This window comes from Arthrobacter sp. 10T413_2 (assembly GCF_056394205.1).
On the sequence record NZ_JBFTHK010000037.1, the window covers coordinates 1 to 20,841 of the forward strand.

The following is a 20,841-nucleotide window of genomic DNA, read 5'->3' on the forward strand; positions in this document are numbered from 1 at the left end:
ACCTGGTGCTGGCCAACCAACCTGGTGCTGGCCAACCAGTCCACCATCGTGTTCGCGAACTCCCGCCGCCTCGCCGAACGGCTCACCGCCCGGCTCAACGAGATCTACGCCGAACGCCAGCTCATGGCAGCCGGCGGCGGCTGGACCGAGTTTGGCGCAGGCGCGCCGGACTTCGAGGCCGGACCGAATGCCGTGCCGGCCTCCGTGCCGTCCGGCGGCGCCTCGGCGCTGCCCACCTCCACCGCCACGCCGGMGCACATGATGGCCCAGGCCKGCAGCACCGCGGGCGCCGATCCCGTGCTGGCCCGCGCACACCACGGCTCCGTGTCCAAGGATCAGCGAGCCCTGATCGAGGACGATCTCAAATCCGGGCGGCTGCGCTGCGTCGTGGCCACGTCCTCCCTGGAACTGGGCATCGACATGGGTGCTGTGGACCTCGTGGTGCAGGTCGAGTCGCCGCCCTCGGTGGCCAGCGGCCTGCAGCGGGTKGGCCGCGCCGGCCACCAGGTGGGCGAAATCTCCCAAGGCGTCCTGTTCCCCAAGCACCGGGCCGACCTCGTCCACACGGCCATCACCGTGGAACGGATGCTCGACGGCAAGATCGAGCGGCTCAGCGTGCCGGCCAATCCGCTGGACATCCTTGCGCAGCAGACGGTCGCCGCCGCCGCGCTCGGCGCCATCGACGTCGAGGAATGGTTCGCGACGGTCCGGCGGTCCGCGCCCTTCGCCTCGCTCCCCCGGTCCGCATTTGAGGCCACCTTGGACCTGCTCGCCGGACGCTACCCCTCGGACGAATTCGCCGAGCTGCGGCCGCGGGTCATCTGGGACCGGAACGCCGGGAYCATCGAGGGCCGTCCCGGGGCGCAGCGGCTCGCCGTCACCTCCGGCGGAACCATCCCGGACCGCGGGCTGTTCGGCGTCTACATCATCGGCACCGAGGTCGAGGGCACCGGCGGTTCCGCCGGTGCCAGTGCGGACGGCAGGGCAGCCAGCCCGGCCACGGCGGCGGCCAAGGGCGGGCGCCGGGTGGGCGAACTCGACGAAGAAATGGTCTATGAATCGCGGGTGGGCGATATCTTCGCCCTCGGCGCCACCAGCTGGAAGATCGAGGACATCAMGCACGACCGCGTCCTGGTCTCGCCGGCGTTCGGCCAGCCCGGCAAGCTGCCGTTMTGGAAGGGCGATTCGCTGGGCCGGCCCGTGGACCTGGGCCGTGCCCTGGGCGCGTTCATGCGCGAACTCGCAGCGTCCGACGTCGGACCGGCCACCGAGCGGTGCAAGGCCAGCGGGTTGGACGACTACGCGGCGAACAACCTGATCCAGTACCTCGCCGAACAACGGCTCGCCACCGAGGTGGTCCCCAGTGATACCACCCTTGTGGTGGAACGCTTCCACGACGAGCTCGGGGACTGGCGCGTGGTGCTGCACAGCCCCTTCGGCCTGCCGGTGCATGCGCCGTGGGCTCTGGCAGTGGGCCAGCGCCTGCACCAGCGCTACGKGATGGACGGCTCGGCGATGGCCGCCGACGACGGCATCGTGCTGCGGGTGCCCATGATGGAAGACGAGCCGCCGGGTGCGGAGCTGTTCCTCTTCGATCCCGAGGAGCTGGAACAGATCGTGACGGCGGAGGTCGGCGGCAGTGCCCTCTTCGCCTCCCGCTTCCGCGAGTGCGCCGCCCGAGCCCTGCTCCTGCCGCGGCAGAACCCCGGCAAACGGCAGCCGCTGTGGCAGCAGCGGCAGCGCTCCGCGCAGTTGCTCGATGTGGCCCGGAAGTACCCGACGTTCCCGATTGTCCTGGAGACGGTGCGCGAGTGCCTGCAGGATGTCTACGACCTTCCGGCGCTCAAGGACATCGCCGCCTCGGTGGAACGCCGCGAACTCAGGATCGTGCAGACCACCACCCAGCWGCCATCGCCATTCGCGAAGTCCTTGCTCTTCGGCTACGTGGCCCAATTCCTCTACGAAGGGGATTCCCCGCTGGCGGAGCGCCGCGCCGCGGCCCTGGCGCTCGATTCCACCCTGCTCAATGAGCTTCTGGGCCGGGTGGAGCTGCGAGAACTGCTCGATGCGAAGGTCATCGACGCCACGGAACGTGAGCTGCAGCGGCTCGCTCCGGACCGGCGGGCGCGCGGGCTGGAGGGCGTCGCGGACCTCCTGCGCCTCCTGGGCCCGCTCACTCCGGACGAGGTTGCCGCCCGCCTGGAATCGGTCGCGGCACCTGCCGCGGGCATTGAACCCGCCGGAACCCTGGCGGTGGAGAGCGCCGAGGCTGCCCCGGCGCGGGAGCCTGCTCCGGCGTCTGCCGAGACTCCTGTGGCGGGCGACGCCGTCACCGCCGGCGCCGCGGCCCACGTCGCCGCCACTGCACACGCCGCCACTGCCCACCTGACCGCGCTGCAGCGGGCCAACCGGGCGATCAAGGTCAACATCGCCGGCGTCGAACGCTTTGCGGCGGTCGAAGACGCCGCCCGGCTCCGCGATGCCCTCGGCGTGCCGCTGCCCATGGGCGTGCCGCTGGCGTTCATCGAACCAGTCGCGGACCCGCTCGGCGACCTCGTCTCGCGCTACGCCCGCACGCACGGGCCCTTCACCGCTGCCGAGGCCGCGGCGCGGCTGGGACTCGGCGTCGCCGTCGTCGGCACCGCGCTGAAGCGGCTCGCCGCGGACGGCCGCGTGGTGGAAGGCGAGTTCCGCCCGCACGCACCGGCACCGGCAGTCACGCCGGACACTACGGCCGCCAGCACGGCACCCGGCACCGCGGAATCCGAGGACGCGGCGGCCGCTGCCCCACCCCCGGCCACTGCCCCGTCTGCCGATCTGCCCGCTGTTCTGCCCGCTGTTCTGCCCCTGGCAGGTATCAGCGAATGGTGCGACGCGGAGGTCCTCCGCAAGCTGCGCCGCCGTTCGCTTGCAGCACTCCGGGCCGAAGTGGAGCCCGTGGACGCCACGGCGTACGGCCGGTTCCTTCCCGCCTGGCAAAACGTGCGAACACCCGGCGGCCGCGGGCAGTCCGCGCTGCGCGGCCTGGACGGCATCATCACGGCCGTCGACCAGCTCTCCGGCGTGCCCATTCCGGCTTCCGCCTGGGAGCCGCTGGTGCTGGCCAGCCGCGTCTMCAATTACCAGCCGGCCATGCTGGACGAGCTCATGGCCGCCGGCGAAGTCCTCTGGTCCGGGGCCGGCTCGCTGCCCGGCAACGACGGCTGGATCAGCCTCCACCTCGCCGATTCGGCCGAACTGACACTGAATCCCGCCGTCGATTTCGAACCCGGCGACGCGCAGCGGCGGCTCCTGGAACACCTGCAGACCAACGGCGGCGGCTATTTCTTCCGGCAGCTGACCGACGTTGCCGGCGGCATGGACACCGTCMTGAGCGACCAGGACGTGGTGGCCGCGCTGTGGGATCTCGCCTGGGCGGGCCGGATCACGGGCGACACCTTTGCCCCCGTCCGGGCCCTCATCGCCGGCGGGCACACCGCGCATCGGCAGGTGGGGCGCGCCCCGCGGGCCCGCGCGCCGCGGCTCAGCCGGCTCGGACGTGCGCACGGCACCGGCCTGCTCGGATCGCCCGGACTCACCGGCGGCAGGTACGGCTCAGTGACCGGCACCGCGCCCGCTCCCCCGCTCGCCGCCGGACGCTGGTCCGCCCTGCCGTCCCCGGAACTCGATGCCACCATCCACGCCCGGGCYACCGCGGAACTCCTTCTGGACCGCTACGGMGTGGTCACCCGCGGCTCCGTCATGGCAGAAAACATCCTCGGCGGCTTTGGCCTCATGTACAAGGTGCTGGCACGGCTCGAGGAGGCCGGCCGGTGCCGCCGCGGCTACTTCATCGAGCACCTCGGCGCCGCGCAGTTCGCCGTACCGGCCACCGTGGACCGGCTGCGGTCCTACGTCGAGGACGCCCAGCTGCACAAGGCCGAACCGGTAGCGCTCGCCCTCGCCGCCACCGACCCCGCCAACCCGTACGGCGCCGCGCTGCCGTGGCCTGCGCTTAACGTCGACGCCGGCACGGGTCACCGCCCCGGCCGGAAAGCCGGCGCCCTTGTGGTTCTGGTCGACGGCGCCCTGGCCCTTTACGTCGAACGCGGCGGCAAGACCCTGCTCGCCTTCAGCGACGACGCCGAGGTCCTGGCCGCGGCGGGCACGGCCCTGGTGGGGGTGGTGACCCGCGGGGCGGTGGACAAGCTGATCATGGAGAAGGTCAACGGCCACGGCATCCTGGACACCCCGGTGGCCGCCGCCCTCGCCCAGGCCGGGGCCTACTCCACCCCGAAGGGACTGAGGATCCGTGCCTGAGGGCGATTCCGTCTTTCGCGCCGCGGCGCAGCTGCATGCCGCTCTGGCCGGGAAGGAACTGGTTTCGTCCGACTTCCGCGTCCCCCGGTTCGCCACCCTGAAGCTCGGCGGCTGGACCGTGGACGAGGTGGTGCCCCGCGGCAAGCACCTGCTGATGCGGGTGCAGGGGCCGACGCCGAAGGACCGGCTCACCATCCACTCGCACCTGAAGATGGAGGGCAGCTGGCAGGTCTACCCGTCCGGAGGGCGCTGGCGGAAGCCCGGCTTCACGGCACGGTGCGTGCTGCGCACCGCCACGGCAGATGCCGTCGGGTTCTCCCTCGGCATTCTTGAGGTGGTCCGGACCGACCAGGAGGACTCGATCGTGGGGCACCTGGGCCCGGATCTGCTGGGCCCGGACTGGGACGCGGCCGAGGCCGCACGCCGGCTACTGGCGGCCCCGGACGTTCCGATCGGCGTCGCCGTGCTGGACCAGAGCAAGCTGGCAGGGATCGGGAACATCTACCGGTGCGAGGCCTGCTTCCTCTCGGGCGTCCACCCGGCGGTGCCCGTGTCCGCGGTGCCGGATCTCGCCGCCATGATCACGGAGGCCCAGGTACTGCTGTCGGCCAATCTCGGCCCGGGCCGCCGGATCACCGTGCTGAATGCGCGGGGTGTCCCGGTGGGCCGCACGGCCGGGCGCCCCGGCTACTGGGTCTACCGGCGCGAGCACCAGCCGTGCCTCAAATGCGGTACCCCCATCCGCCGCGGAGTCCTCGGCAAGGAGACCGTCACCGGCACCATCACTGAGGAACGGGACATCTACTATTGCCCCACGTGCCAGCCGCTGCCCGGCCCGCTCCCGCACAAGTCAGATCCTTGACGCGGCACGGAGCCCTCGACGCGCGAATTACCTGACGACACCGGAATTCCCGTGTCTAGCGGAAATCTGCGCGTCGCCAGCGAATTCACGCGTCGTCGGCATCGGTCAGCCGTCTAGGGTGCCGCGACGGACGGATCGTCCGCGGCCACCGGGAGCTCGGCCCGCTTCACTGGCGGCACGGTGAACCGCGGCAGGAGCAACTGCACCAGCGGGCCGATCGCAAGGGCGTACAGCACGGTGCCGACCCCCACCGACCCGCCCAGCACCCAGCCGGCGCCGAGAACCGCCACTTCGATGCCGGTCCGGGACGTCCGCACGGACCAGCCCGTGCGCCGGGCGAGCCCGGTCATGAGGCCGTCGCGGGCGCCGGGGCCCAGGCGGGCGCCGATGTAACAGGCCGAGGCGATGCCGTTAAGCAGGACGGCTCCGACGAGCAGGGCGATCTGACCGCCCAGGTGTGAGAACTGAGGGATCAGGGCCAGACCGACGTCGGCGAAGACGCCCACCAGCACAGCGTTGGCCAGCGTGCCGACGCCGGGCCACTGGCGCAGCGGAATCCAGAGGAGCAGCACCAGGAAGCTGACAATCACCACGACCGTGCCGATGCTCAGACCGGTCTTGGTGGCGAGCCCCTGGTGGAAAACGTCCCAGGGGTCCAGCCCGAGCCCCGCCCGGATGAACATGGCGAGGGAAACGCCGTACATGGCGAGGCCGATCAGGAGCTGGAGGAGTCTGCGGGTCAACATGGAATCCATCCTCCAAGAGAACTGGCCTTGTAATCCATAGCCAGTTTGAAATACTGGCTATATGTCCGTCTCTTTGACTCCGGGGTCCCTGGCCCGMCTGCTGGGTGAGTGGAACGTTGGCGCCGCCCCCGCCTACCGCGAACTGGCCGACGTCGTCCGCTTGCTMATCCTCGACGGCCGCGTCGCCCYGGATGTCGCCCTGCCCAGCGAGCGCTCGCTGGCCGCGACCCTTGGCGTCAGCCGCACCACGGTGACCGCGGCGTACGCCCTGCTGCGAGACCAAGGCTTCCTCAGCAGCGGCCAGGGCAGTCGAAGCCGGAGCTGCATCCCGAGCCAGGGGCCCGCGCATGCCGCCCCCGACGGCGCCTTGCGGCTCAGCGGCGCTCCCGGTCTGGCGGTGCCGGACGGAATCCTGGACCTGGCCTACGCGTCCCTGCCCGCCAGCGGCGAAGTGGTGCACCGGGCCTTTGCCGCGGCACTGACGGAACTCCCGGCACTGCTGCCGGGCTTCGGCTACGACGCCCTGGGCGTGGGACCGCTCCGCGAAGCTATCGCAACGCGGTACACCGCCGCGGGTGTTCCCACCACGGCCGGGCAGATCCTGGTCACCTCGGKCGCACAGCATGCCCTGAACATTGTGCTCCGCACCCTGTCCGGCCGCTCGGGCACCAAGGTGCTCGTGGAACACCCGAGCTACCCCAATGCCCTCGACGCCATCCGGGCCGCAGGCTGCCGCCCGGTTCCGGTGGCCATGCCCGTCGCATCCCCCAACGGCACAGCGCACCGCGGCACAGCCCGAAACGCCGGCGGCCACCGCGGCACGCTACACACCGGCGCAGGCGGCTGGGACCTGGAGGCCATGGAATCAGCGCTCCTGCAGCAGCGGCCCGCGATGGCCTACGTGGTGCCGGATTTTCACAACCCCACGGGCCGGCTGATGCCCGATTCCCAGCGGCGCCGCCTCGTGAAGGCCGCCGCGGCATCGGGCACCGTCCTGGTGGCCGATGAGACGTTGCGGGAGCTGAACCTCGATGGCGCMGACTCCGCTCCCATGGCCGCGTTCAGCCCGGCGGTGGTCTCCCTCGKCTCCCTCAGCAAGTCGCACTGGGCGGGGCTGCGCACCGGCTGGATCCGGACCAGCGAACCCCTCATCCAGCGCTTCGCCGCCGCCCGCACCACCCTGGACCTCGGCGGCCCCGTGGTGGAACAGCTTGCCGCGGCGCATCTGGTCAACGCCATCGCCGAGCCGCTCCCGGCCCGGCTCGCCGCGCTGCGCGAGAACCGCGACACCCTGCTGGACCTGGTGCGCGAGCACCTGCCGGGCTGGGAGCCGGAACGGCCCGACGGCGGACTGTCCCTCTGGTGCCGGCTCCCGGCGCCGATCAGCACCGCCCTCGCGGTGGTGGCTCCCGACGTCGGAATCCGGCTCGCCGCCGGACCCCGTTTCGGCGTCGGCGGCGCATTCGAGCAATACCTGCGGCTGCCGTTCACCCTGCCCCCGGAGCAACTGGAAACGGCGGTCCTGGCTCTGCGGGCCGCGCAGGACCGGCTTGAGGCATCCCCGCAACTGCGAAGGGAACTCGCTGGCCGCCGGGACCTGACGGGACCGCCAGCCGTCGCCATCGCCTGAGCGCAGCCGTGGCGGGGAACGATGCCCCGCGACGCCCCCACTTTCCTGCGCCCCGCAACGACCCGGCGCTGCCCACCGTTTCCTACGCTGCGCAAATGACTCGGCGCGGCCCACCGTTTCCTACGCTACGCAAATGCCCTGTCGCGGCCCACCGTTTCCTACGCTGCGCAAATGCCCTGTCGACGCCCGAATCCGGGTGTCGACAGGGCATTTGCGCGTCGCCGGCCGGGATGCGCGTCGCGGTCCTACGCGTACACCTTCGCCAGGAACCCGGCCCAGGCCTTCTCCGTCGCCCCGGAATCCCCGGCGCCGCTGAAATCGTGCACGGTCATGCCCACCGGCGCCCCGAAGGCGTTGCGCCCGAAGAAGCGGTACATCGTATCCGCGGTCCGCAGCCCGAGGAAGTTCTCGTCGGCGAAGTCCACTTCGCCGGTGAGCGGGCCGACGCCGTCGAGCTCCAGCCGGACCGTCTCCCCTTGGGCCGCCCCGCCAACGCCAAGGGCCTTCTTGAGCCGGTCGAAGCCGTCCGGGGTCTGCGATGCGGCCGGCGCCTGGATGTCCGTGAAGACCACGGGCTTGCCGTCGAAGTACTTCAGGTACTGACCCAGAGTGTGCAGATAGAACGCGGTGTGCTTGCTGGCGCCGTCGTACTGCTCATCCCAGTTGTCCGCGAAAATGCCACTGTGCACGTAGTGCAGCCGGGCGCGGCCGCCGTCGAGCGGCGCCAGGACGTGCTCGAGCTGGTTGAACCAGCCATCCGGACCGTCCATCCGGGACACGAGGTGTTCCGGGTACTCATCCACGGTCCGGACCGCCGGCCACTGGTCCGTGGGGAACATCCAGGCCGGGGTGTCCTTGGTGACGGCCTCCCACACCCGCTCCGGGGTGCCGGGGAGTTCGGTGTCGTAGACGATCTCAAATTCACGCTTGTCAGTCATTGTCCTGCTCCTTAGCTTGCGGGTCTGTAGTTTGTCGGTCTGTGGCGTGTAAATCGGCGGGCGCCGGTTTGGCTGCCGGCGCTTTCAGGGCCGGGTGGAGCGCGACGACGAGCCGATGCTTGCGTCCCGCTGCCGGGGAACCCGCTGCGGGTCCCGGTCCGGCGTCGTGGTACTTGTCCACGAGTCGGGTCACAGCGACGCCGAGCTCCTCGGCGAAGGCCGCCCGGTCCGCCGCCGAGCGGAACGTGATCTCGCCGTCGATCGCGAAGGTGGCGAGTTTCTGCCTGGCCGCGGCCGCACCGGCGATCAGCTGGCCCATTTCCTGGACCATGCGGGCGGCAAGCGCCAGCAGCCAGAAGGCGGAGAAGCGGTCCGAGAACCGGTGTGGGTCCGGCGCCACCGAGGCCAGCGCCGCCGGCGAAATCAGGTACGACGCCGCCGTCGCCTGCAGGATGCGTTCGGTGACGTTGCCGCGCCGCCGMTCCTCGACGAGCTCGACGAGCCCGTGCCGTTCGAGGGCCTTGAGGTGGTAGTTCACCTTCTGCCGCGGCAGGCMCACCTTCGCGGCGAGCTGCGTTGCCGATCCGGGCTCAGCCAGCTCGCGCAGGATCCGGGTCCGGATCGGGTCCAGGGAGGCCTCCGCAGCGGCCGGGTCCTCGATCACTTCGATGTCCAACATGCTTCAAGTCTCCTCGCCGACAATTTTATTTGTCAAGAACTTATTTCTGGTCGGCGGTCGGGCGGCGAGGCCCTTCGAGTTCGCCGGAACCGTGCCAGTTCGCCGTAAGCCTCCGGCGAATCCGCACGCGTCCGGCGAACTGGGCGCAGGGGCGGGCGGGCAGTGCGGGGCGGGGGCGAACTGGGGCGCAGGGGCGGGCGGCACGCGGGATGGTGGGCAAGAGGCGCACACGTAGAATAGACCCGTGATGCAATCCCCCCTCCCCGTGCGCGACGGCGTCAATGCAACGCGCCTGCGCCTGCCGGACGAGGGGCCCTGGGAGACGGCGTTGGATTACATGATGCACCGCTGGGGGCACATTGATCCGCAGGGTATCGAGGACCGGTTCGACGCCGGCGAGATCGTCGGCGCGGCCGGGGTGGCCCTGGACCGCGCCACGCCGCTGCAGGACCACACCTTCATCTGGTACTATCGCACCCTGCCACCGGAGACGCGGATCCCCGTGGAGCTGACCATCCTGCACCAGGACGATCACCTGCTGGTCGTGGACAAGCCGCATTTCCTGCCCACCACCCCCGGCGGGACGTACATCCAGGAGTCAGCCCTGGTGCGGCTTCGGAACCAGCTCGGCCTGCCGGACCTCATCCCGATKCACCGCCTGGACCGCATGACGGCAGGCATCCTGCTGCTCTCCACGAACCCCGAGACCCGGGGCAAGTACCAAGTGCTGTTCGAAAAGCGCCAGGTCCAGAAGGAATACGAGTGCGTGTCCGCCGCCGAACCGGCCCCGGGCCATCCCGTCGTCGACTTCCCCGTCGTGGTGCGCAACCGGATGACCAAGTCCCGCAGCTACCTGCTCGCCGAGGTCATTGACGGCGAGCCCAACGCGGAAACCCGGATCGAGCGGCTGCGGACATTTGACGCCACCGTCGCAACGGACGCCAACGCGCATGTTTCAGGCAAGACAGACGGCGGCCCACTCGGCAGTAACAACGGCAGCCCCGGACGCCGGGCGCTGTACCGGCTGGAGCCGCACTCGGGTAAAACCCATCAGCTCCGCGTGCACATGGCCTCCCTCGGACTGGGGATCGTCAACGATGCGTTCTACCCGGAACTGCTGGACAAAGCCCCGGACGATTACACCAAGCCGCTGCAGCTCCTGGCCCGCGGAATCCGTTTCATCGACCCCATCTCGGGGACCCCGGTGGAATACCGCAGCGGCCTGAACCTGAGCGAAGCCCGATAGCAGGCTGGAAGTGCGGTACCTTGTGCCCATGGACTTCGGAAATGCGGACAGCTGGGGCGCCGCGATCTATTTCTGGATMTTCCCCTTCGTGATCGGCGATGCMATCTTTCCGCCCATCCCCTCAGAAATGCTCGTCATCACCGGCGGCGCGCTCTCCGCGGAGGGCCACGTCAACGGCTTCCTCGTAGTGCTCCTCGCCGCCGTGTCCTCCTGGCTGGGGGATCTGCTGGTGTTCCAACTGTTCAAGCGGCGGCTCAGCCACGTGCTTGACCGCTGGAAGTGGGGCCTGCAGTTCCACGCGGCTGTGCACTCGGCGATTGCGAAGGCAGGCCGATCCTCCACCTATGGCGCGATCATCGGCCTCCGTTTCATCCCCGGCGGGCGGCTCGCCACGACGGCCGCGGCCGGCATCGCGAACGTTTCGACGCGCGGGTTCAGCCTCTGCGCGGCCCTCGGCGGCCTGCTCTGGGCCAGCTGGTCCGTGGCGCTGGGCTATTTCACAGGTTCGGCCACCCGACTCCCCTTCTGGGCGAGCTCCCTGATCGGTGTGGGCGTCGGGCTGCTGATCGGCGCGATCGTGGGCGTGATCGTGACGCGGCGGCGGGGCAGCCGGTCCCCCGTCGCGCCCGTCCCCGGCGACCCGGATGAGGAACTCGACTTCTAGACGCCCGAACTTTCTAGACCGGCGCCCAGCGGCCTCGGCTGCGCCGCAGCACCGTCAGCGCACCGGTKAGCGCAACGCGTTCGACGGCGTCGCGCATCATGGCGGCCGATTCGAGCGCCTGGCTGTTCTCGGTGCTGTATGCGGTGGCGTCGACCAGGAAGCGCAGATTCAGCTGCGGCACACCGCCGGCAAGGTCAAGCTGGTGGGATTCGACGTGGTGCCGCGTCCCGAGCGCCTCGACGGCCGCGGCCATGACCGCTTCCGGGTGGTTGCCCGGCTTGAGTCCGGTGATCTTCAGTTTGGTCTGGAACGACGGCATGAAACAACCCTATCCTCGCMACAGCACACCCCCGTTGCGCTATCATTTTTGGCTGCMAAAAAGTCGAAATGGCCGCCTTAGGTGATAGGGCAACAGAGGGGTGGGCAGAGGCAGGACGTGAGGGAGGATCGAAACGGGGGCCGGTTACCCCGTGTTGCGTAGGCCGGCGGCGACGCCGTTKACGGTGATCAGCATGGCACGCTGGAGTCGCTCGTCGATCTCGGCGCCGGAGATGCTCGCCCCGGCCTCGGCCCTGACGCGGCGCAGGAGTTCCACCTGCAGGTAGCTGATCKGATCGAGGTACTGGTCCCGGATCTCCAGTGAGCGCTTGAGGGTGGGCTGGGCGTCKAGGATCACGTGCTCGCCGGTGAGGTTCTGAATTTCCGCCACGGTCAGCTCATACTCTGCCCGGATGGTGTGGAACAGGTGGTGCAGTTCCTCCGGCACCAGGGTGGAGACGTAGTAGCCGGCAATGTCCATGTCCGTCTTGGCCAGGGTCATCTCAACATTGGAAAGCACGGAGCGGAAGAAGTGCCAGCCCTCGATCATCTCCTTGAGCTGGGCTGAGTTTCCGGCCTCGCGCGCGGCTTTGAGGCCGGAGCCGACGCCGAACCAGCCCGGGACGATCTGCCGTGACTGCGTCCAGCCGAAGACCCACGGAATGGCCCGCAGGCCCTCAAGGCCGGCGCCGGAATCGGGCCGCTTGGACGGGCGGGATCCGRTGTTCAGCGACCCCAACTGCTCCACCGGGGTGGAGGCCATGAAGTACGCGGGCAGGTCGGGATCGTCAATGAGCATGCGGTAACGGGCAAACGCGGCGTCGGAGACGGTTTCCATGACGTGGCCGTAGCGCACGCGCTGGTCCTCGGAGGTCCGCGGCGCACGGTGCAGCGCCGAGCCCTGCATCACCGCGGCGAGGGAGAGTTCCAGGTTTTCACGGGCCAGTTCCGGGAGGGAGTACTTGTCCGAGATGACCTCGCCCTGCTCGGTGAACTTGATCTCCCCTTCGAGCACGCCGTTGGGCTGGGCCATGATGGCGTCGTAGGTCGGTCCGCCGCCRCGGCCCACGGAGCCGCCGCGGCCATGGAAGAGGMGCACCCGGACGCCGTGCTTCGCCGCCACGTCCCGGAGCTTACGCTGGGTCTTGTAGATTTCCCACTGGCTCGTCATGACGCCGGATTCCTTGTTGGAGTCCGAATAGCCGAGCATGATTTCCTGCACATCGCCGCGCAGCCGGACCAGCTCGCGGTAGGACGAATCCGAGAGCAGCCGGTCCACAATCTCGGCCGAGGCACGCAGCTCCTCCACGGTCTCCAGCAGCGGGGCGAAGCCGATCTTGGCGTACGGCGCCTCGCCGAAGAGGCTGACCAAGCCGGCCTCGCGGGCCAGCACGGCAGCGGCCAKKACGTCGTCCGCGCCGCGGGTCATGGAGATGATGTAGGTCTCGATCACGTCGGGGCCATAGGTGCGCAGGGCACGCCGGATCTCCCGGAAGACGTCGTACGTGCCGTCGGCGACGCCGTCGAGCTTGATCGGGTGGCCCGAGAGCGGGCGCCGGGACGCGAGTTCGGAGCCCAGGACCTCAAGCMGCTCGGCGCGGCTGAGCTCCGCGTACCGGACACCCGGGCCGCCGAGGCGGTCCATGAGCTGCCCGACGGCGTCATGGTGGTGGTGGGCGTGCTCGCGGATGTCGAGGGTGGCCAGATGCAGGCCGAAGGAGGCGATGGCGCGGCGGACCCGGGACAGGGCGCCGTCGGCGGCAAGCGCGGCGTGGTGGTTCCGCAGCGAGCGTTCCAGCAGGCCGAGTTCGGCGAGGAGCTCCGCGGTGGCGACATAGTCGCGGCCGGGCTCGTGAGCGGATCCGGCGGCGACCCGACGGCCGGTGTTGATGAGCTTGGCTTTGATGCAGGTCAGCTTCAGCCGGTACGGCTCCTGCGCGTTGAGCTCAAGGACACGGCGGTCCAGGCCGGGCAGGTTCTTGAGGTCGACGTCGATCGAGTCCAGGAGTTCCTGGTCCGCCCCGGCCAGAGCGGTCGAGTTGGACAGGATGGAGATCAGCCCGTCGATCAGGCCGATGCTGATCCGCACGGCGTGCTGGTTCTGGATCTGGAGGATCTCGCGRGTGACGGCCGCGGTGACGTTGGGGTTGCCGTCGCGGTCGCCGCCGATCCAGGAGCCGAAGCGGATCGGCGCCTTCTGCGTCGGCAGCGTGACGCCGTGCTCGGCGAGCAATTCGGACAGGTCCGAGAGCATTTCCGGCATGGCATCGGTGAGGATGCCGGTGAGGTAGTAGATGGCGTTCCGGGCCTCATCGACGGGTGTGGGCCGGACCTGGCGGAGCTCGTCGGTATGCCACATCTGGTCGATCACTTCGGACAGGTGACGGTCCTGGCGGCGGCGCGCGGACGTGCCCTCCGCCGTCGATTCGGCAAGGATGTCCGAGAGCCGGCGGATCTTGTCCAGCACCGAGCGGCGGGAGGCTTCGGTGGGGTGCGCGGTGAAGATGGGGCGGACGTCGAGTTCGTTGACGACCTCCTGCAGCACGGAACTGCCGGCCTGGTCCGCGATCTCGACGACTGCTTTGGCGAGCCAGCCGTMCTTTTMCTGCCGGCTGCGCAGCCMGCGGACMCGGTGGAMCTGCTCGGCGGCGTTCGCCAGGTGGAAGTAGAACGCGAAGGCGCGGACCAGGTCGGTGGCCTGCTCGAGCGGCAGGGAGCCGAGCAGTTCGCGGACCTGGGCGACGACGTCGTATGAGCTCCACGGCCCGGTGGCGTCCGCTCCGCCCCGCGCCGCTTCCTTCGATTCCTTGGTCAGCAGGCGCACCTGCTCCACGAGGTCCAGGAGTTCCGGCCCGTGCTGGCGGACCAGGGATTCGCCGAGAAGGGTGGAAACGCGGCGGACGTCGGCCCGGAGTTMGGCCGCAAGATCGGTGTCGGAATGCATTGCAGTGTCAGCCATGGAAACTATCTTTCGAGGGTTCGACGTGGCTCGTACACTGCGCTGGATACTGTGAGCCGGATTACTTCTTCCCATGGGATGTTACCCGCAGGCGCTCCCGGCCGGAATTCCGTCTCAGATAGTGTCAGGCCCCTCCGGGACCTACCGCGCGATCTTGAAGTTGAACTCGCCCGTGCCCAGCGCGCCCCAGAGCCGCAGCCAGATCGGCAGGATCATTTCCGCCCCGCGGGCACTGGTGATGTCGCCGAGGTCGATCACGTCGCGGTGGCCGAAAGTCTTGAGGATCTCGGTCACTGCGGCTTTGGCGTCGGCGTCGTTGCCGGAGACGAACACGGAGTGCTCGCCGCCGGMCACCCRCGCCGGATCCACCATCACCGAGGCCGTCATGGTGTTGAGGGTTTTCACCACGTGCGCCTCAGGAAAGGACCGCTGAATCTGCTCGCCCAGGCTGTCCGTGTTGACCGGGTTCAACGACGGCGGCATGCCCTGCGAGAAGTCCAGCGGGTTGGCGATGTCCATGATGACCTTGCCGGCGAGGTTCCCCGAGCCCGCAGCGGCCAGGGCCGCCAAGGAGCCGCTGCCGTTCGTGGCGTTGACGAGCATCTCCGCCCCGGCCGCGGCATCGGCAAACGGGACGACGTCGACTCCGGAGTTCGCCGCGTGCCACTGGGCGAACGGGGGCGTGCCCATCATGTCCGGCTCGGTCCGGGCAAGTGTCGCCTGCGGGTCGCGGGTGCCGATCACGACGTCGTGCCCCAGGCCTGCGAGTGCGCCGGCAATCGTGCGCCCCACCATGCCGGTTCCCAGTACTGCAATCTTCATGGCGTCCTCATTCTGAATCAGTGGAGTAGACAGGTTCGTCTATGTGTGGGCAAGACGTTATCAGACAGACCTGTCTACGGCAATAAGAACCGGCACCCTGGATGCTGGGAGCCGGACAACTGACAGATGTTGAAATCTGTCAGTTGTCCGCGGTAGTCTCGCTCCATGACAACTTCCCGTCTCGGCCCCACCCGCACCCTGGGCTCCACGGGCCCTGCCACCGCTCCCATCGGCCTCGGACTGATGGGCATGTCCGATCTTTACGGACCGGCCGACGACGCCGAGAGCGTCGCCACGATCCATGCCGCCCTCGACGCCGGCGTGACGCTGCTGGACACCGGGGACTTCTACGGCATGGGACACAACGAAATGCTGCTGCGAGATGCGCTCCGCGGCCGCCGGCGCGAGGACGYCCTGATTAGCGTGAAATTCGGCGCACTGCGAGACGCCCGGGGCGGATGGAACGGCGTGGACACCCGCCCCGCCGCGATCAAGAACTTCCTGGCCTACAGCCTGCGGCGATTGGGTACCGACTACGTTGACATTTACCGGCCCACCCGCCTCGATCCGACCGTCCCGGTGGAAGAGACCATGGGGGCCCTGGCCGGACTCGTGAAGCAGGGCCTCATCCGCCATATCGGCCTGTCCGAAGTGGGCGCCGAAACCCTGCGCCGCGCCAACGCCGTCCACCCGGTCTCCGATCTCCAGATCGAATACTCCCTGATTTCCCGCGGCATCGAGCAGGACATCCTGCCGACGGCCCGCGAACTCGGCATCGGCATCACCGCCTACGGCGTACTGTCCCGCGGCTTGGTATCGGGTCACTGGCCCGCGGCCGGCACCGGGAACCGGCGCGATTTCCGGGCCCACCTCCCCCGATTCTCCGGCGAGAACCTGCAGCGAAATCTCGAACTCGTCGAACGGCTGCGCGGCATCGCGGACCGCAAGGGCGCGACCGTCGCCCAGCTCGCCATCGCTTGGGTCCTGTCCCGCGGCGATGACATCGTCCCCCTCGTCGGCGCCCGCCGCCGCGAGCGGCTCACTGAATCGCTGGGAGCGGCCGACCTGGTCCTCTCCGGCGAAGACCTGGCGGCGATCGAGGCCGCCGTCCCGGCGGGTGCCGCCGCGGGCACCCGCTACGACGCCGGCCAGATGGCCTGGCTCGACAGCGAACGCCGGTGACGCCTGCCGCCGTCGTCCTGACGGAGCAGCGCATCCTCGACGCCGCCGAAGATGTACTGCGGCGCTTCGGGCCGGCCAAGGCCACAGTGGTGGACGTTGCGAAGGCCCTCGGTGTCAGCCACGGCAGCGTGTACCGGCACTTCCCCACGAAGGTGGCGCTGCGGGACGCGGTGGCCCGACGCTGGCTGGACCGTCTCGTGGAGCCGCTGGATCCTGCCAGGGATGCGGACGGCCCGGCCGCGGACCGGCTGCTCCGCTGGCTGGAACGCCTCGCGGCCATCAAACAGGGCTTGGCACTGAATGATCCCGAGCTGTTTGCCACCTTCAGCCAACTGACTACCGAGGCGCGGGAAGTCGTGGCTGCCCACGTTGACCATCTGGCCGCGATGATCACCGCGATCATTGCCGACGGCGTCAGCAGCGGCGAGTTTGTGGTGACGGATCCGGTGACGGCCGGCCATGCCGTCCTGCACGCGACCGCACGGTTTCACCACCCGCTGCACGCGGGGGAATGGGCGGACCCGGCCACCGGCTCCGAGCTGCAGGAGGTCTGGCGGCTGCTCGTGCAGGGCCTGGCCGCACGCCCGCAGGACTCACACCCGCAGCCCCGTGCCGTTGACGGACATGGTAGAGGCCCGGCGTAGACAGACTTGTCTGTGTACGATTGTGACATGACGTCGCCAGCAGCCACCACCCCGCCGGCTGCCCGGACCCCCGCCGGGCAGGCCCGGGAGAAGATCCTGGCCACGGCCTTCCGCCTGTTTTACGCGCAGGGACTCCGGGCCGCCGGCATCGATACGATCATCGCCGAGTCCGGCGTCGCGAAAGCGACGTTCTACAAGTACTTTCCGGCCAAGGACGACCTCATCCTGGCGTATCTGGAGAGGGTCGACGGCGTCTGGACCGGGCAGCTTCACGCCGCAGCCGAAGCCGCCGGCGAAGACCCCGCCGCGCAGCTCGTGGGTCTGTTCGATGCCCTGACCACCGCCTGCCGGCGCGACGGCTACCGAGGCTGCGCCTTCATCAACGCGGCCGCCGAGTCGGCCTCCGGCACCAGGGTCCACGACCGGACCGTGGCCCACAAACAGCAGATCCGCGCCTGGATCAGGGATCTGGCCGTGSGCGCCGGCGCGCAGGACCCGGACCAGCTGGCCCGCGGCCTGACTTTGCTGCTCGACGGCGGGCTGGCCAGCGGGGTGCTCGACGGCGGCCCGGACGCGGCCGCCGCAGCCGGCGCCGCCGCGGCCCAGCTCGTGGCAGCCAGCCTGGCGCGTTCCCCGGGCCCCGAAACCAATCCCGGAGACAGCTCCGGAGGAAACCCTGAAGGAACCCATGAACACCGTTGAGCCCGCAACTGATTCAGCGAAGGATCCCMAGCTCGCTCGCTGGCAGCGCTTCCGGAACAACCGCAACGCGGCCCTTGCGAGTAAGCACGGCTGGCTGACGCTGACGTCCTTTCAGTGGCTGGAGGACCGTCCGTCCGCCGTCGAGCTCGCCCCAGGGCTCTGGTCCACGGACGGCACGGCGGCCCGCCTCACCGCCGCCGCGACCGAGGGCCTGACCCTCGTGGAGACCGACGAACCCGTGGACGGGAGCGTCAGTGCCGAACTCGCCGACGAGGAATCGTTGATGTGGGTGCAGTACGGCGGTGACGACGGCCGCCAGGTGGTGGTGGAACTCGCCATGCGGGCCGGCAAGTACGCCATCCGCACGAGAGACTCCCAGTCACCGGCGTTCACGGGGTTCGACGGCGTGCCCACCTTCGACTTCCGTCCGGACCTGGTGATCGAGGCCCGGTTCGTGCCTTATCCGGCGCCCGTGGACGTGCCGATCGGCACCGCCAACCCGCTTGTGGACGGGATCCACCGCTCGGTCGGCGAGCTCGTCTTCCGTCTTCCGGGCTCGGAGCACGAGTTCCGTCTGCAGGCGGAGGAGGAGAAGCTCGGCGCCCTGACCGTCACCTTCCACGATGAGACGAATGGGGAAAGCACGGATGAGTGGCGGAAGGTGTCCACCGCCCGGCCCCGCGTCGATGCTGCGGGAAACCGAACGGTGATCCTGGATTTCAACCGGGCCATCAACTACCCCAGCGCCTTCACCCCMTACGGCACKTGCCCCATGCCGGTGAAGAACAACAGCCTGGACTACCGCATCACGGCCGGYGAGAAGGAGCCCGGGCTCTTTTAGACGATCGCGGACACCYCGGTGACGGCCTGCCCCGTGATCAGTGTGTTGATCTCGAACGAGCCTTCGTAGGTGTAGATCGCCTCGGCGTCGGAGAAGATCTTGGCCATCCGGTAGTCGGTGACGATCCCGTTGCCGCCCAGCAGGGATCGGCCMATCGCCACGGTCTCGCGCATCCGGGCGCTGACGTAGGACTTCGCGAGCGCMACCTGCGGCATGTCCGCGGCACCCTGGTCCTGCAGCTGCGCGATCCGGACCATCATGCCCATGCTGGCCACGGCATTGCCGAGCATGGTCACCAGCTGCTGCTGGACCAGCTGGAACTTCGCAAGCGGCCGGCCGAACTGCTGGCGTTCGACGGCGTACTGCCGCGCGACGTCGAACGCCGCAAGCTGCTGCCCCACCGCCTGCCAGGCCACCATGATCCGGGAACCGCGCAGGAGCTCGTTGGTGTCTTCGAAGCTGCTGATGCCGGCGAAGCGGTCCGCCTCGGCAACGCGGACGTCGGTGAACACGATGTCCGCGTTCTGCACGGTGCGCAGGGCGATCTTGTTCTCGATCCGGCTCCGGCTCACGCCGGGCAAGGTGGCGTCGACGATGAAGCCGCGAATACCGCCGTGGGCCTCGTCCCGGGCCCAGACCAGCATGTAGTCGCAAAACGTCCCGTTGCCGATCCAGCGCTTGGCGCCGTTGAGCACCCAGGCGTCGCCGCCGTCGGCCGCGCCGTCGGGAATCCGCCGGGCCCTGGTCTCCATGCCGCCGGCGACGTCCGAACCGTGGTCCGGTTCGGTGAGCGCAAAGGCACCCGTCGTGCGCAGGTTTGCCGCGTCGTCGAGCAGGCGCGCCTTCTGTTCGTCCGAGCCGAAGCCGTAGAGCGACTCCACGAAGAGGTCATGGTGGACCAGGAAGAAGGTCGCKAGCGAGGTGTCCACCCGCGTCATCTCGGCGATGACGATCCCGGCGAACAGGTTGCTGTAGCCGCGCTGGGCGGGGGCGCTGAGCTCGAGGGCCGCCAGCTTGGGCAGGATGTGGGCCGGGAACTCGGCCTTGTTCCACCAGTCCGTTGCGAACGGGGCGACCTCGGCCGCCAGGAACTCCCGCAGCTGCGCCAGTTTGGCCTGTTCCGCGGCGCTGAGCAGGGATTCGTAGTCGAAGAAGTCCGCCGCAGGCAGCTCCGCCACAGGCGGTTGGGGCACAGATGGTGCGGCCACTGCCGCAGCCGGTGCTGCCGCGGCGGCCGGCCCAGTCCGGGTCATTTCGGACCCATCCGGATGGCGCCGTCGAGGCGGATGGTCTCGCCGTTGAGCATGGCGTTGTCCACGATGTGCGCTGCGAGGTTGGCGTATTCGGCAGGACGGCCCAGCCGCGAGGGGTGCGGCACCTGCTGGCCCAGGGAGTCCTGCGCCTCCTGCGGCAGTCCGGCCATCATGGGGGTCTCGAAGATCCCCGGCGCGATGGTGACCACCCGGATGAGGGAGCGCGCGAGTTCGCGGGCGATCGGCAGCGTCATGGCGGCCACGGCGCCCTTGGAGGCGGCATAGGCGGGCTGGCCGATCTGGCCGTCGAACGCGGCGACGGAGGCGGTGTTGATGATGACGCMGCGTTCGGGCCCGCCCAGTTCCGTGCTGGCAGGMTCGGTGGCGGCCATCGCTGCCGCGGCCAGGCGGATCACGTTGAAGGTGCCCACGAGGTTGATCTGGATGACGCGGTTGAACGTCTCCAGGGGCAGCACGCCCTCGCGGCCCAGGACCTTGCCCGGGGTGGCGATTCCCGCGCAGTTCACCGCGATGCGCAGCGGGCCCAGGGCGACGGCGGCGTGGACGGCGGCCTGCACCTGCGCTTCGTCGGTGACGTCGGCGGGAACAAAGACGGCCGTGCGGCCGCCTGCCTCAGTGCCGCCGCTCGACGTGCCCCCGCCTGCGTTCCGGTGAGCGGAAGCGGCRAGTTCGGACGCAAACGCGGCCCCGGCGGAGCCCGGCAGATCCACGAGCACCACCGATGCGCCGGCATCGAACAGGCGCCGGGCCGTGGCAGCTCCGAGACCGGAGGCCMCGCCCGTAATCAGCGCGACAGTACCCTTGATGTCCATGCATCCTCCTTGATGTGGAACCGAACCCCGGCCGCGAAGCCTCGACGCGGGCGCCGCCTGAAGCAGCGGCCCGCCGGGAACATTAGTTAGTGAATGTTAACTGGAATGCCGGCATTCCGCACCTTTGCCCGCGCCCCCKGAACGATTCCACGTGACGATTCCGCCGCGATTGCACGGCACGCCTGACTGCGCGCTTGACTGCTCCCTTCGAGGCCGCCGTCAC

The 20,841-nt window shown here is 69.4% G+C and carries 17 protein-coding genes; 9 read left to right on the top strand and 8 right to left on the bottom strand.

Annotated features, from left to right (window positions below; translation table 11 throughout):
* Together AC1DBQ_RS08525 and AC1DBQ_RS08530 are read left to right on the top strand one after the other, a co-directional pair.
* Nucleotides 1-4,299: Lhr family helicase (locus tag AC1DBQ_RS08525; protein ID WP_476928088.1), on the top strand; the 4,299-nt coding region annotated here is incomplete at its 5' end.
* Complete coding sequence (locus tag AC1DBQ_RS08530; RefSeq protein WP_476928089.1) at nt 4,292-5,161, top strand: DNA-formamidopyrimidine glycosylase family protein; 870 nt, start codon at nt 4,292-4,294, stop codon at nt 5,159-5,161. The genes AC1DBQ_RS08525 and AC1DBQ_RS08530, both read left to right, overlap by 8 nt.
* Before the next feature lie 113 nt (nt 5,162-5,274).
* Here the strand turns inward: AC1DBQ_RS08530 and yczE are convergent, their stop codons facing one another.
* The gene (yczE, locus tag AC1DBQ_RS08535; protein ID WP_476928090.1) at nt 5,275-5,907 is read right to left on the bottom strand and encodes a membrane protein YczE; all 633 of its coding nucleotides are present in this window, start codon (nt 5,905-5,907) and stop codon (nt 5,275-5,277) included.
* Between the two features lie 61 nt (nt 5,908-5,968).
* On the opposite strand from yczE, the gene yczR reads away from it, so the two are divergent.
* Complete coding sequence (gene yczR, locus AC1DBQ_RS08540; RefSeq protein ID WP_476928091.1) at nt 5,969-7,537, top strand: MocR-like transcription factor YczR; 1,569 nt, start codon at nt 5,969-5,971, stop codon at nt 7,535-7,537.
* Nucleotides 7,538-7,782: 245 nt separating this feature from the next.
* Here the strand turns inward: yczR and AC1DBQ_RS08545 are convergent, their stop codons facing one another.
* Nucleotides 7,783-8,475 (bottom strand): SRPBCC family protein, encoded by a 693-nt coding sequence (locus AC1DBQ_RS08545; RefSeq protein ID WP_476928092.1) that lies wholly within the window; start codon nt 8,473-8,475, stop codon nt 7,783-7,785.
* Complete coding sequence (locus AC1DBQ_RS08550) at nt 8,468-9,154, bottom strand: ArsR/SmtB family transcription factor (RefSeq protein WP_476928093.1); 687 nt, start codon at nt 9,152-9,154, stop codon at nt 8,468-8,470. The genes AC1DBQ_RS08545 and AC1DBQ_RS08550 overlap by 8 nt, the downstream gene beginning before the upstream one ends.
* A gap of 247 nt (nt 9,155-9,401) precedes the next feature.
* On the opposite strand from AC1DBQ_RS08550, the gene AC1DBQ_RS08555 reads away from it, so the two are divergent.
* Nucleotides 9,402-10,400, top strand: a complete 999-nt coding sequence (locus AC1DBQ_RS08555) for an RluA family pseudouridine synthase (protein ID WP_476928112.1) — start codon at nt 9,402-9,404, stop codon at nt 10,398-10,400.
* Between the two features lie 28 nt (nt 10,401-10,428).
* Nucleotides 10,429-11,064 (top strand): DedA family protein, encoded by a 636-nt coding sequence (locus AC1DBQ_RS08560; RefSeq protein ID WP_476928094.1) that lies wholly within the window; start codon nt 10,429-10,431, stop codon nt 11,062-11,064.
* A 13-nt stretch (nt 11,065-11,077) separates the two neighbouring features.
* Here AC1DBQ_RS08560 and AC1DBQ_RS08565 read toward each other — a convergent pair whose 3' ends face one another.
* The 3 genes from AC1DBQ_RS08565 to AC1DBQ_RS08575 all read right to left on the bottom strand — a co-directional run bounded on the left by AC1DBQ_RS08565 (nt 11,078) and on the right by AC1DBQ_RS08575 (nt 15,163).
* Nucleotides 11,078-11,383, bottom strand: coding sequence for a hypothetical protein (locus tag AC1DBQ_RS08565; protein ID WP_476928095.1), 306 nt, complete (start codon nt 11,381-11,383; stop codon nt 11,078-11,080).
* 144 nt (nt 11,384-11,527) lie between these two features.
* The gene (gene ppc / locus AC1DBQ_RS08570) at nt 11,528-14,341 is read right to left on the bottom strand and encodes a phosphoenolpyruvate carboxylase (RefSeq protein ID WP_476928096.1); all 2,814 of its coding nucleotides are present in this window, start codon (nt 14,339-14,341) and stop codon (nt 11,528-11,530) included.
* A 141-nt stretch (nt 14,342-14,482) separates the two neighbouring features.
* Nucleotides 14,483-15,163, bottom strand: a complete 681-nt coding sequence (locus AC1DBQ_RS08575) for an NADPH-dependent F420 reductase (RefSeq protein ID WP_476928097.1) — start codon at nt 15,161-15,163, stop codon at nt 14,483-14,485.
* Nucleotides 15,164-15,328: 165 nt separating this feature from the next.
* Between AC1DBQ_RS08575 and AC1DBQ_RS08580 the strand changes: the two genes are divergently transcribed.
* The 4 genes from AC1DBQ_RS08580 to AC1DBQ_RS08595 are packed head-to-tail and all read left to right on the top strand — an operon-like array spanning nt 15,329 to nt 18,532.
* Complete coding sequence (locus AC1DBQ_RS08580; RefSeq protein ID WP_476928098.1) at nt 15,329-16,345, top strand: aldo/keto reductase; 1,017 nt, start codon at nt 15,329-15,331, stop codon at nt 16,343-16,345.
* Nucleotides 16,342-16,989 carry a TetR/AcrR family transcriptional regulator gene (locus AC1DBQ_RS08585; RefSeq protein ID WP_476928099.1) on the top strand — a complete coding sequence of 216 codons (648 nt, stop codon included), beginning with the start codon at nt 16,342-16,344 and terminating at the stop codon, nt 16,987-16,989. Before AC1DBQ_RS08580 ends, AC1DBQ_RS08585 begins: the two co-directional genes overlap by 4 nt.
* A 27-nt stretch (nt 16,990-17,016) precedes the next feature.
* Nucleotides 17,017-17,691: a TetR/AcrR family transcriptional regulator gene (locus AC1DBQ_RS08590; RefSeq protein WP_476928100.1), complete on the top strand. Its 675-nt coding sequence runs from the start codon at nt 17,017-17,019 to the stop codon at nt 17,689-17,691.
* Nucleotides 17,678-18,532: a DUF1684 domain-containing protein gene (locus AC1DBQ_RS08595; protein WP_476928101.1), complete on the top strand. Its 855-nt coding sequence runs from the start codon at nt 17,678-17,680 to the stop codon at nt 18,530-18,532. The genes AC1DBQ_RS08590 and AC1DBQ_RS08595 overlap by 14 nt, the downstream gene beginning before the upstream one ends.
* Here AC1DBQ_RS08595 and AC1DBQ_RS08600 read toward each other — a convergent pair.
* Both AC1DBQ_RS08600 and AC1DBQ_RS08605 read right to left on the bottom strand, forming a co-directional pair.
* Nucleotides 18,529-19,785, bottom strand: a complete 1,257-nt coding sequence (locus AC1DBQ_RS08600; RefSeq protein ID WP_476928102.1) for an acyl-CoA dehydrogenase family protein — start codon at nt 19,783-19,785, stop codon at nt 18,529-18,531. The two genes, AC1DBQ_RS08595 and AC1DBQ_RS08600, sit on opposite strands and share 4 nt — an antisense overlap.
* Nucleotides 19,782-20,618, bottom strand: a complete 837-nt coding sequence (locus AC1DBQ_RS08605; RefSeq protein WP_476928103.1) for an SDR family NAD(P)-dependent oxidoreductase — start codon at nt 20,616-20,618, stop codon at nt 19,782-19,784. Before AC1DBQ_RS08605 ends, AC1DBQ_RS08600 begins: the two co-directional genes overlap by 4 nt.
* Nucleotides 20,619-20,841: the final 223 nt, after the last annotated feature.